This is a genomic window from Bradyrhizobium sp. LeoA1Lang (assembly GCF_055413685.1).
Genome location: NZ_JBVAPG010000210.1, coordinates 1 through 11799 on the forward strand (window position 1 = coordinate 1; position 11799 = coordinate 11799).

Consider the following 11799-nt stretch of genomic DNA (forward strand, 5'->3'; position numbering starts at 1 on the left):
GACGAGCTCGTATGGAGCCATGCCAAGCGCACTGGCAATGCACGCCGGCCGCTGCGCGCAGGCGAGAAATTGGAAGACCGAGTCCGCACCCAGCTCGCCGACATCGGCAACAGACCAGCTTTGGTGCCTTCCTTCTTCAAGCATCCAGATGTCGCCTATATTTCTGACCTATGAGTAAGAAACATCCATTGCACCCACCTGTAGTAGCGGGGTTCATGGTCGGACAGAATCCGTCGGCGGTCGTGGCTAAACCCGAGCCGCGAAAACACCCGCAGCATCTTGTCGATATTGCGCTGGACGAGCAGGGCCGGGTGGCTGCCGCTGTCGCGTGCTGCGTTCTCATTGGGCAGGCCGAACGCATCGAAGCCTGTTGTGTACAACACGTTGTGCCCGGTCATCCGACGAAAGCGCGCGATGACGTCGCCGATCGTGTAGTTCCGCAGATGGCCCAAGTGCAGCGAGCCGCTGGCAAACGGAGGCAATTCGACGATGAACCATTTTGTTCGGCCAGGCAATGGATCGGACTCGAAGATGCCGGCGGCCCGCCATTTTGCCTGGGCCCCTCGTTCGGCGGCTGTGTGATCTCGTCTCGCGTCACCCAGCCGTGACTGCATCGCGCGACCCGCCCAACAGCGTGACCCAAACCAGCTTTAAAAGATTGGTCTAGGGTTGTAGCAAATATGGAAATCAGTTACAAGTGGTGAACATGATTGAGTTGTGAGAGCTGTCTGGCGCCCGCTGTAATTGTATTCGGCAATAGTGGAATGGTGGAGACGGAGAGCTCCTATTGCGGCGGCTCGATGCGCCACTCCCAAATGAGTGGGTCTCCGTCCATAAGGACTACACCCGAATTCTCCAAGTCTGCGCGAATACGGTCCGCTTCCGCAAAGTTTTTCTCCGCCCGCGCCTTCCGTCGTGCCTCTACGCGGGCTTCAACGTCGGATTTCGTCAACCCGGCATAGGCCGGTCGAACTCGTAAGTCTTTGCGGGACAGTTCGCCAAGGTGAAGGCCCAGTGCTTCGTCCATCTTGCGTACAATCCGCAACCGCGCGGGCGCAGAAATCCTTTTGTCTTCAAGCGCCTGTTCCAGGACTGGGATGGCGCGGGGAGTCATCAGATCGTCAGCGATCTCCAGGGTGAATTGCTTGAGTAGGTCATTCTCGCGAGCGGTTGGCGTGGAGGGTGTTGTGGCTTGCGCGGCTTCCCGGAGTCCTTCGATCGTCTTTACCAGCCGCTTCAGTCGCGCAAGCGCCGCATCCAAGTTTGGGAACGAAAACTCCAGCGGGCTGCGGTAGTGGGCTTGCAGACACATGAGCCGGAACGCGGCCGGATGATAGCCGCGCCCCAGGAGATCTTCGAGCAGCAAGGCACCTCCTGTGGACTTCGAGAGCTTTCCGCTGCGATCAATCAGGAAGTTGTTGTGCATCCACACCGTCGCACCGGAATCCCTAGTTCCAGTATAGGCCTGATTCTGCGCAATTTCGTTTGGGTGGTGGATCTCGGGGTGATCGATTCCCCCCGTGTGAATGTCAAAGTGTTCGCCAAGGTATTTCATGCTCATGACAGAGCATTCGAGATGCCAGCCAGGCGCGCCAGGCCCCCAGGGGCTGCTCCATTCCATCTGGCGTTTCTCGTTGGGTTTCGAACGGCGCCAAATTGCGAAATCGCCGGGATGACGTTTCCCCGCGACTTCCTCGATTCTCCCCTCGCCATGGCGCTTTTCCGAGCCCGCGAGGCGTCCGTAGTTCGGAACGGTCGACGTATCAAAGTAAAGCCCGCTTTCCAGCAAGTAGCAATTTCCGGGAGCGATCTTCTCGGCGAACGCGATCATGTCCGTCACATGTTGCGAGGCCAACGACCAGCGGGTCGGAGGCATGACGTTCAAGCGCTCCAGGTCGCGCCAGAAGGCCTCGGTGTAGAACCGCGCGATTTCATAGGCGGAACGCCCCTCCTTCGCGGACGCCTTCTCTAGCTTGTCCTCGCCGGTGTCAGCGTCGGATGTGAGATGGCCTACGTCGGTAATATTGATGATATGCGTGACCTTAAGACCCGCAAATTTCAAGGCGCGGCTAAGCGTATCGGTGAAAATGTAGGCGCGCATATTGCCAATATGCTGGAAGCTGTAAACGGTCGGACCACAGCTGTAGACCCGCGCTGTTCCTGGATGGAGCGGTCGAAATGTTTCGACCGTTCTCGTCATGCTATTGAAAAGTCGGAGCCTGGGGATCGTCCCTTCGGGCGGATCACTCGTCATCCAATGCTTCCTTACATGACATCACATGACATCACATGACATCAGTTTACTATCGAAAATTCACGGTCCAAGAAACCGCAACGTTTTCACGATAAATAATCCCATCATTCAGGTACATAAATGCTGTCCAAACGATTGTGCTCGCGCAATGCATGTTGACGCGCAGAATAGAGCGTCTCCATCAATGGTCGCGGTCATGGATACCACAATTAAAAGTTGACACCGGAGCGTTCAATGTTACTGTAATTTTCTACCCAGGTCCCAATGCAAGTTCTCGGGGAGGATTACACGTGACCAAACTCAGCGGAGCACCACTGCAGCAAGTTGAGAAGCACACGAAGGCCTCGATAGAGCGGTCGACTAACGCGCTTCTGGCTCACAGTCGACAAGATATCGAGAAAGAATTCTTCGCCGCATTTACGGTGGCTGGAGGGGACTGGAAGTTCGCCAATCGCGACGACATGATTAAGCGCATCGGCGGCGGTCACGTCAAATATGACTACATAAAGACCGACGTAGAGAGCGTCGAGGCTCCGAGCGACCATGTCGCCATCGTCTCCGGGACACGCTCGGCTGCCGAGCGGCGAGCTACTTTGAACCTCGTGATACTCAATGGTTGATCATCTGGATCTGGGATTTCGCAAAATCAGACCGAGTATCCCCGGATAATAGTGAGGCGACTCGCATGCCAACAAAATTCGAGAGCGACTATACAGATTTCAACACACCTATCACCGGCCTCGGTGCGGACGCATCCAAGCTCACAACAGCCGCCAGCAAGCTGCTAGAAGGCGACCTGATTGCGTTGTCTTGGGGAAACCATACCACCCGGACAGAGTCGCTGACCGTCCGCGACATCCAGTCGATCGAGGAGGCGTTCGCAGCCCATCCGTTTCATGGTGACAGCAGATCGGGCTTGGTCGGAGCCCCCCCCTGCTGCTGTTGCACCGCACCGTGCTGCTGCACCGCGGGTGCGGTCGTGGATACGTCGGGAACTACAGTTGGGTTGCCCGCGTAAGGCCCTGAAACCTTTCGTTCCGAAAACTCTAAGGTCCACACCTCACAGCGTGTCTTTTATGGAAACTAAGGTCTAATTGATCAGGCTCTTTGGTCGAGACGATCACAGAGGTTCGACGCATCCAGCCGCCAGACCATTGGGGGAATTTCCCGGGATCGATTACATGAGTGATGTTGATGTTTTCATTCGTCTCTTGCCTTTCCAGCTAATCGAGTCCGGAGCAAGAGTTTTCATTCGACGAGGCGCCCGGCGTATCGCCTTTGAAGGCGATGGGATCGCGGACACGATTGCCAAACTCCAGGAGATGGCAACCGACAATTTCGTAAGCCGGCGCGATCTACTCGCCCCGTTCGCGCCGGTGCACCACGACCGCATCGTCGAGTTTCTGCGTCACCTCGCCAAGAATCGCTTAGTGAACGTACGGAACAGTGGCGGCGTCGGGCCGGAAGAGCCGGTGCCGTCGGAGACGCAAGAGGACGTGTTCTTTTGGCAGTTCGGGATGACTGGGAACGAAATTCGCCAGGTCACCGACTTCCGCATCGCTATTGTGGGCCTCAACCAGTTGGGCCTCGGCCTGCGCGATCGTTTGAGCGAATTCGGCAATTGGGCCACGACGCTCGTCGACGACATTCCCCTCCGCAATCACGCTATCGTCGAAGCGGCGGAAGAGTTGAAGCAATTCTGCGTAAAGAGCCAGCGCGCGGAGGAGGCGGAGGAGATCGTACAGAGTTGCACCCTCGTGGTCGCATGCGCTGAATTCGGCGGGATAGGCCTTCTCAAGCCGTGGAACGCCCTTGCTTTCCGACAAGGCAAACCTTTTCTGCCGGTGCTTATTGAGGATGCCACTATCCGACTTGGCCCGCTTGTGATCCCGGAACAGACGGCGTGCTTGGCGTGTCTGGACGTACGGCATAACTCCCATCTACGAGAGAAGGTGCACGACCATCGTCTTATCGAGGCCCTCCTGCCCCAGGGACAGGCCTTCGTCGGCGCGCACCCAGCGGTGACCGCCATCGCTGGAAACCTTGCGGCCTTCGAGATACTCCGGTTCAGCGCGAACCTGTCTCCGCGCCGTGTGGGCAAGCTCATCGAGATGAACCTCATGGGCTCGAGTATGATCGCGAGCCGCGTGTTGAAGGCACCACGCTGTCCCGTCTGCAGTCCTCTCCGCCACGCGAGCAAGGTGAACCTCGAGAAAACCTCCCTGAACCCAGAGCGCTGGGCCCAGGTCGAGGCGATGGGAGGGAGGAATGGCGCGGATTAGAACTGCCGCCAGCTTCGACCGGCTGAGCGCCATTTTAGGTTATCTCTACGATCCGAAAGTCGGCATCCTCGGTTCGATACAAGAGAACGACAGGGAGGCCGGCTCACCGGAATTCTTTCGTTACATGGCCCTCGCGGCGGACACGCGCGCCTTAAGCGGCTTTGAGAACTTCTCCGTCGGCGGCGGTGGATCGACCTCTCGCGACCTCGCCTTAGCAAAGGCCATCGGCGAGGCGATCGAACGCTATGTCGCGGCGATCTACGACCGGCGGGACCATCCAATTTACACCTATCGGTCGGCGCCTTTCCAATGTGTGCCGCCGGCCGACTTCGCGCTGTACGACGACCAGCAGCTCACCCAACCGGACTTCCCTTATCGACCCTTCACGGAGGACAGTGATGTCCGCTGGATGCCGGCCCGCAGCTTAGTCTCAGGCAAGAGCATCCATGTGCCAGCCTGCTTCGTCCACTTGCCCTATCTATTCTCGCCGGACGGTGACGAATGGCCGTTGGCGCAGTCAATCTCGACCGGACTTGCCTGCCACGATAGCTTCGAGCGCGCCGCGGCAGCGGGTATCTGCGAGGTGATTGAGCGGGACTGCTTCTCGATCACTTGGCAGGCCATGCTCTCCCGCTCCCGTATTCGACTCGAGAGCCTGGCCGACCACCAGAAGGACGTGATCCGCCGTTTTACCTCCGTCCGTTACAGCATCCACGTGATGGACATCAGCCACGACAACGAAGTTCCGACGATCCTCACGGTTCTGCGCGGCCGCCGGGACTCCGAGGCCGCACCGCTCGCGGTGGCGGCGGCTACCGACCTTAGCCCTGACGTCGCTGTCACGAAGTCGCTGGAGGAGCTGGCGCACACTGAACGCTATGTCCGTCAGTTGATGGTCGAACTCAAACGGATCGGCGAAGAATGTGACCACAAAAACGTCTACAGCCAAGTGAGCCATGTGAACTTCTGGACGTCGCCCGAACGGGCTGAGAGGGCAGCTTTCTTGTGTTCCTCGGCGACGGAGATCGACTTCAGAGAGCTTCCCGACCGGGCCACTGGCGATCCTGCGCGCGATCTCGAGACGCTGGTCGACAGGGTGGCTGCGACTGGACACGATGTCTTGGTCGCAGACCTGACGACAGAAGACGTCGCTGCGCTGGGCTTTCATGTGATCCGGGCCCTGATCCCGGGCTACCATCCCCTGTTCATGGGCTATGCGTCGCGGGCCCTCGGTGGGATCCGTCTCTGGGAGCTGCCACAGAAGCTGGGCTATCCCGGCTTAACCAGGGAGCATGGCGACAATCCCATGCCCCATCCTTTTCCGTAACCGAGACACCAAGCAAGGCGATGAGATCCGATAGACCAACGTGGGATGACCTAGTTTGGGGCACTGAGGACCTAAACCTGATCTGGGAGGCGTTCCACGAGAACTCTAAATCCACGGCCGTGGACGACGTGCTTCCCAATTACGCCGTCGTCGATTGGATGACCCGTATGAAGAATGCGCTGGCCTACGATGCTTTCGCGGCCATTCCCCTGCCGCCGATCGCCATTCTGCCGCCCTTCAGGCTTGGCTTGAGCGAGGCAATCTTGGCACGGCAAACCCCCAGCGGCATGGCGCCCGCGAGGATGTCGTTCGCAACGCTGGCGGCCCTTCTCTTTTACAGCTACGGCATCAACCGGCCCAACGAAGCAATGCCGTTCCCGCGCCCGCTCCGGAACGTACCGTCGGGCGGCGCTCTCTTTCCGCTGGAGATCTACTTCCATGCGCGTAGCGTGGTCGAGGGCTTAGCGCCCGGCCTCTACCACTACAATCCCGAGCAGCACTGCGTACGCCAGATCGTCAATCGGGACCTTTCGGAGGAGCTGGCCGGCTGTCTCTTTCAGCCTGAGATCGTCCGAGGTGCCGCGCTCTTGGTCGTCCAGACGGCGCTGTTCCGCCGCAACACGGTGAAATATGGGGATCGTGGCTACCGGTTCACGTTGATAGAGGCTGGACACGTCGCCCAAAATCTTAATCTGGTCGCGACTGCGCTCGGGCTCGGCGTTTGGAACGTCGGGGGCTTCCAGGACCGGGCGCTTGATCGACTCATGGGCATTGATGGCATCAACCATTCATCCCTCTACCTCCAGGCAATCGGGGAAAAGATTGACTGATCAGGCGCTCATCTCGAGCGGTAGTCTGCTTGCTCACCGTTATCGCACTGGAAAAGATGTGGCCCGGCTCGCAGCATCCCTGTCACGCGGAACGCCATTTATCGCCAGCGACCTCACTCTCGGAAGCTGGCGAGGCCATTGGGTCGCACGCGAGCTTGCAAATCAATTAGGCATGGACCTGCGAGCCATGCCGCGCCCTGCGCTGGGATCAATCGACGCGACGCATGCCAGCCACGCCGTGGCGCGCCTGATCGACCTGGAGGCGGCCGGTGACGCGACGATTCTGGAAGCCCATCTCCACGCTGCGGCCATTCGTGAGGAAGTGCTGCGCCGATCACTGCGTCTCGTGGTGGTGTTGGGCCCGTGCGCGCCCGAACCCTGGATGCCCGAGGACCTATGGTTGATCCGCTTCCTCGGTCGGGCTCTCTCCTCCACACCAGCCACCCTGGTGGTGTCGGTGCCCGCGGCGGCGCAATTTCCGCAGCTGGACGTCTGCTGGATCGAGACACCGGCAGTAGCCTCGAATGTTCCGTCCAACGGGGTTGCCCGGGCTGTAGATCCGTCGCGTCCGGGTCTGGTGCCGCCCGGCCGCGGGCGGAGCGACGAGGCTTGGCCGATCCTCGCGACCTTGGGCGGATGGAGTCTGCTGCTGCCAGAGGCGCGATCTGCGCCGGGACATGCATCGCAGGACGACGGGACCAGTACAGATGATGCCGAGTGGCTGGCCGCCTTCCGACAGACGACTCGCCCCGATGACCGCCGGAACATACCGACCCTCTCCGCCGGCGCGGCACATTGCTTCGCGGAGGGCGGCTATCATCAGGCGCTCCGATTGATAGAGGCCGCGCAAGCCGCGAGCAAAGACCCTGTCGGACGCGCTGTTCTGGAATCCCAGGCTCAGGCCATGAGGATCGCCGCCATGGATTTCGCGGGCGCCGCCGGTCGGCCGGACCCCGATCCCGCCCTCTCCGACGCGTTGTTAAGGGATCTCTCGATGAGCCGTGCTTGGGCCTTGGTCATGACAGGAAAGCCAGCGCAAGCTGAGCCTCTCTTTGCCCACGCGCGCCGCCTGACGAAGCCGGAAGGGCGCGACCCCTTCTGGCTTTACCTGCTTAATATCTCGGCCCTCAATAAACACCGCCTCGGCCACTTAGAGGAAGCGTTCTCCTTTGAGCATACGATTGAAGAGGCGCTGGCCAGCTTCGATCCACCAGATTGGCACATGCGCTACATTAATTCGATCAACTTGGCACGCCTGTACCGGTTCGCCGGAGAGTACGACCGGGCCCAAGGCTATTTTAAGAGTGCCTTCGCGATCAGCGAGGGTTTGCGGTCCGACAGCGACCAAGTCTACTTGAACCTATGCCAATCCGGCATCGAGGAAGCTATGGGCAGGCTCGCCGAAGCCCTCATGGCCAGATTCCGAGCCGCCCTGCATTGGCTATCGATGCCAGTTCCGGAAGCATTGGCGCCCCGTGTCGCGCGCGCCATGAGCGTGGAATCTGGCCTTGACTTGGTCGCCAGAGTCTCGGCCCATCTGGAAGGTACCCTGACTACACTCCTCGAACAAATCGGTCCTCCATTCTCGGCGCTTGTTGACGTGCCCTTCGCCGGCATGCCGGTCTTTCGCCATGTGACATCGGACCCGGAGGGACCTCTGGCAATGGCCATTGGCGGTCCGGGATGGGGACTGCTGGCCCGCCAAGACCGGCCGCTGGGCGATCAGGTACGACCCGAGCAACAGCCGCTTGCTCGGCTCGTAGCGCGTCTCGTCACTCTGCTGAATCCCGACTCCGAGCTGTCGGATTCGACAAGCCTGATCCTCGACCCCTGCTTCGGAACCGAGCTTCCCACGACTTGGTGCGAACTCGGCGCCCTGGCGGTACGACACGGCTGTCGGGAAGTACGCTTCCGGGATCGGCGGATGACGCTCGACGGCGGCCAGATCGCCAGTGCCGAAAAGCGGGGGCACATCGAGATCGGACCTGGCGTCGATGGCCTTGCACGTAATGACACGGGCCTCCTCGTCACTTTTCGCCGCAGCCGCCAGCCTATCCTTGTCGACACGGCAGATGGTCATCTCATGGAAAGAGCGCTAACGAGACGTTCTATTCCCGATCTGGCCGCCAACCTGGCTTGCTCCGCGAAGGAGATCGTCTCGTGGGCGAGGCGTCTAGAAAAGAGCGGCCTGCTGGTTGTCAGACCCGCGATAGACCATGGCCGAGGGAGAGGCTCAGCAGCTCTTCGCTGGCGAGTGGTTCGAGATCGCGGAGTCCGAGCATGATTACATGCTTGACATCCTGCCGCCGCTTTGGATGCGCGGCGATATGTTCGCGATGCGCGAATTCATCACGGGCAACGTCACCAGCATCTTCTTCGCGCTTCCCATCGACGGAAAGCGGCGCTGGTTCCATGGCTATTGCGATCTTTCCGATCGGCTGTCGCCGGAGCGGATGAAGGCGGCGATCATCGAGCGCGAGTCACGGCCCGTGCGCGCGATGACGCGCGACGAGCGGCTTGAGCACATCTGGTCGAGCACGCATGACGATTATCGCGCCTATGCCGGTGAGCGCTGGCCGCAGGCCATTCGCGGCCGCCGCACGGTACTCGTCTATGCCGGCCAGAGCGGCACGGTCCTGAAGCTGCTCGACGACCTCACCGAGGCAGAGATCGCGGCCAAGCTGCCGGTGCAGTTCCGCCATCTGCCGGAGACGGTCGCGGCCTAGCCCGACCTCCCCTCCCCGTCCCGCGGCAGCCCGGCCTCGTGCCGGGCGTCGCATTTCAGCCGCTCGCCCGGCGTCGGCCCGCTCATCAACTCCCGCAACGCCGTGCCGTCCGTAAGCGCTTAGCCGCAACCCTATTGACACTGGCTTGACGTTTTGCGGAACCGCCACGGCATGAGGTCTTCGATTCTGTTATGGGGATGGCCGTCGATGATCGCCTCGAGTGTTTCGGCGATGTAGGCGGCCGGGTTGACGTCGCTGAGCTTGCAGGTGGCGACGATCGACGCAAGCAAGGCCCAATTTTCAGCCCCGACCTCATGACCGGCGAAGAGCGCATTTTTTCTGGTCAGGCAGACTGGCCGGATGGCGTTCTCGACGGGGTTCGTGTCGAGCTCGAGACGCCCGTCTTCGAGGAAGCGGGTCAGCCCTTGCCAATGATTGAGCGCGTAACGGATGTCCTCGGCGAGCGTCGAGCCGCTGGAGATCATCGACAGCTGCTTCTCGAACCACGGCTTCAACGCCTCGACGATGGGCAGCGAGTGTTCCTTGCGCGCGGCCAGCCTGATGTCCGGCGATGAACCACGTACCATGGCTTCGATGGCGTAAAGCTGTGCGATCTGCCGGACGGCGGCCTCGGCGATCGGCGATTTGCTGTTGCGGGCCAATTTGACGAAGCGCCGACGCAGATGGCTCCAGCAATGCACGAGCGTCCACGGCCCTTGCGGTCGAGCGACTTCGGTCAGCCGGTCATAACCGTCATAGGCATCGCATTGCAGGAAGCGTCCGTTAAAGCCGTCCAGGAACTGCTCAGCGAAGGCGCCGCTGCGGCCGGGGGCATATCGGAACAGCACGATCGGCGGACTTGGGCCGCTATGGCCGCGGTCGTCGGAGACGCTCGCCCAGAAGTAGCCCTTCTTCGTTTGACCACGCCCGGGATCGAGCACCGGCGCCGTAGTTTCGTCCATGAACAGACGATCCGCCGCTGCCAGATGGCGGCGCATGTGGTCGGCAACGGGTCGGAGATGGAAGCAGGCGCGGCCGGACCAATTGCCCAGTGTCGCCCGATCAAGCCGGATCCCCTGGCGCGCATAGATCTCGGCCTGACGGTAAAACGGCGTATGGTCGCCAAACTTGGAGACAATCACGTGCGCAATCGCCGCTTCGGTCGGTAGTCCACCAGGCACGACATGCTCCGGTGCGTGCGCCTGCACGACAGGGCCCGTGCAGCGGCGGCAGATGTATTTCGGGCGGCGTGTGACCAGCACGCGCCATTGCGCCGGGATCACGTCGAGCCGTTTGCTGACGTCCTCGCCGATCTTCGTCATGGCCCCGCAACCGCACGGACAAAGCGTGCTCGCAGGCTCGATGATCCGCTCCACCCGCGGCAAATGAGAAGGCAAGCAGCCCCGATTGCGATGACGAGCTTGATCCGATCCGCCGCGCGACCGGCCCTGGATGATCGCGGCCGCCTTCTCCTGCGCAGCGTCCAGGACGCCTTGCGCGATCTCCACGTCTTCGAGCGGCAAATGATACTGAATCTGGTCGCAGCTTCTCGGACTTCGCACCGAACTTCTCGCGTCGCAATTCGCCGAGAATGACCTCCAGCCGACGCCGTGCTTCCTCCGACGCCGCCAGTGCCCCCTGATGCTCACTCAAGGCCGTCTGCGTTTGCGCCAAAAGCGCCTTAAAGCGTTCGTTTTCGTCGCGCAGCGCCGCGATGCTCATGCGCTATTTCGAGCACATCGCCGCCGCACGCGCCACGTTCAAAATAGCTTTCGAGTCACTCTGCCGCAGTTATCCCGCCGCCTGCGGGCGCCGCGCTTCCTCCGGGCGGACCAACCTCCAATCCAGGCCCTCGAACAAGGCCGCGAACATCGCCGGGGATACGCGCATCACGCCGTCCGCGATCGTTGGCCAAACGAACTTGCAGCCTTCGAGGCGCTTGTGCACCAATACCAGGCCCGTTCTATCCCAGACCAAAATCTTGATCCGGTCCGCTCGTTTCGATCGGAACACGAAGGCTGCGCCGCTAAACGGGTCGAGACGGAGCATCTGCTGTACCTTCGCAGCCAGCCCATCATGGCCACAGCGGAAGTCAATCGGCCGCGTCGCGATGTAAATCTTCAGATCAGCACCGGGCGCGATCATCGTGACGCTCGCACCGCGCGGATCAACCGAGCCAGTTGCTCACCGTTAATGGCCACGTCCGTCCGCACGACGACGTCGCCAATCGCAATCTCGAGTTTGACAGCCGGAAGGGGATGTCCCGGGTTCTGTTGAATTACTGAAGAGGTCGGCGTTGCCCACCTTGAGCCGGTAGGCTCGGGGTGCTGATTCCACAAAGGAGAGCAACGCCATGACGAGAGATATCACACCGGCTGGT

General features: G+C 60.7%; 9 protein-coding genes and 1 pseudogene. 6 read left to right on the forward strand and 4 right to left on the reverse strand.

Going from position 1 to position 11799, the window contains the following annotated elements; translation table 11 throughout:
- Nucleotides 1-155: 155 nt before the first annotated feature.
- Both ACZYOF_RS38650 and cysS read right to left on the reverse strand, forming a co-directional pair.
- Nucleotides 156-614, reverse strand: coding sequence for a class I tRNA ligase family protein (locus ACZYOF_RS38650; RefSeq protein WP_463703101.1), 459 nt, complete (start codon nt 612-614; stop codon nt 156-158).
- 170 nt (nt 615-784) lie between these two features.
- Nucleotides 785-2254, reverse strand: coding sequence for a cysteine--tRNA ligase (gene cysS, locus ACZYOF_RS38655; protein ID WP_463719024.1), 1470 nt, complete (start codon nt 2252-2254; stop codon nt 785-787).
- A gap of 290 nt (nt 2255-2544) precedes the next feature.
- Here cysS and ACZYOF_RS38660 point away from each other — a divergent pair, with 290 nt between their 5' ends.
- The 6 genes from ACZYOF_RS38660 (at nt 2545) to ACZYOF_RS38685 (ending at nt 9419) form a co-directional block, all read left to right on the forward strand.
- Nucleotides 2545-2874: a hypothetical protein gene (locus tag ACZYOF_RS38660; protein ID WP_463719025.1), complete on the forward strand. Its 330-nt coding sequence runs from the start codon at nt 2545-2547 to the stop codon at nt 2872-2874.
- Nucleotides 2875-3435: 561 nt separating this feature from the next.
- On the forward strand, nt 3436-4536 hold the full coding sequence (locus ACZYOF_RS38665; RefSeq protein WP_130583184.1) for a TOMM precursor leader peptide-binding protein: 1101 nt from the start codon (nt 3436-3438) through the stop codon (nt 4534-4536).
- Nucleotides 4523-5863: a YcaO-like family protein gene (locus ACZYOF_RS38670; RefSeq protein WP_130583185.1), complete on the forward strand. Its 1341-nt coding sequence runs from the start codon at nt 4523-4525 to the stop codon at nt 5861-5863. The genes ACZYOF_RS38665 and ACZYOF_RS38670 overlap by 14 nt, the downstream gene beginning before the upstream one ends.
- Before the next feature lie 167 nt (nt 5864-6030).
- Nucleotides 6031-6693, forward strand: a complete 663-nt coding sequence (locus tag ACZYOF_RS38675) for a SagB family peptide dehydrogenase (RefSeq protein WP_207234645.1) — start codon at nt 6031-6033, stop codon at nt 6691-6693.
- Entirely contained in the window at nt 6686-8977 is a 2292-nt protein-coding gene (locus tag ACZYOF_RS38680) for a tetratricopeptide repeat protein (RefSeq protein ID WP_130583187.1), read from the forward strand. The genes ACZYOF_RS38675 and ACZYOF_RS38680 overlap by 8 nt, the downstream gene beginning before the upstream one ends.
- Nucleotides 8910-9419 (forward strand): DUF1419 domain-containing protein, encoded by a 510-nt coding sequence (locus tag ACZYOF_RS38685; protein ID WP_463719026.1) that lies wholly within the window; start codon nt 8910-8912, stop codon nt 9417-9419. Before ACZYOF_RS38680 ends, ACZYOF_RS38685 begins: the two co-directional genes overlap by 68 nt.
- Nucleotides 9420-9550: 131 nt before the next feature.
- Here the strand turns inward: ACZYOF_RS38685 and tnpC are convergent.
- Nucleotides 9551-11141: pseudogene (tnpC, locus tag ACZYOF_RS38690) on the reverse strand (IS66 family transposase).
- A 69-nt stretch (nt 11142-11210) separates the two neighbouring features.
- Nucleotides 11211-11564: an IS66 family insertion sequence element accessory protein TnpB gene (tnpB, locus tag ACZYOF_RS38695; protein ID WP_212231025.1), complete on the reverse strand. Its 354-nt coding sequence runs from the start codon at nt 11562-11564 to the stop codon at nt 11211-11213.
- Nucleotides 11565-11799: the final 235 nt, after the last annotated feature.

Bases quoted from the DNA above. Each gene is read 5' to 3' on its own strand.
- ACZYOF_RS38670 (WP_130583185.1), top strand. From the start codon at position 4,523: ATGGCGCGGATTAGAACTGCCGCCAGCTTCGACCGGCTGAGCGCCATT.
- ACZYOF_RS38650 (WP_463703101.1), bottom strand. From the start codon at position 614: ATGCAGTCACGGCTGGGTGACGCGAGACGAGATCACACAGCCGCCGAA.
- cysS (WP_463719024.1), bottom strand. From the start codon at position 2,254: ATGACGAGTGATCCGCCCGAAGGGACGATCCCCAGGCTCCGACTTTTC.
- ACZYOF_RS38665 (WP_130583184.1), top strand. From the start codon at position 3,436: ATGAGTGATGTTGATGTTTTCATTCGTCTCTTGCCTTTCCAGCTAATC.
- ACZYOF_RS38685 (WP_463719026.1), top strand. From the start codon at position 8,910: ATGGCCGAGGGAGAGGCTCAGCAGCTCTTCGCTGGCGAGTGGTTCGAG.
- ACZYOF_RS38675 (WP_207234645.1), top strand. From the start codon at position 6,031: ATGAAGAATGCGCTGGCCTACGATGCTTTCGCGGCCATTCCCCTGCCG.
- tnpB (WP_212231025.1), bottom strand. From the start codon at position 11,564: ATGATCGCGCCCGGTGCTGATCTGAAGATTTACATCGCGACGCGGCCG.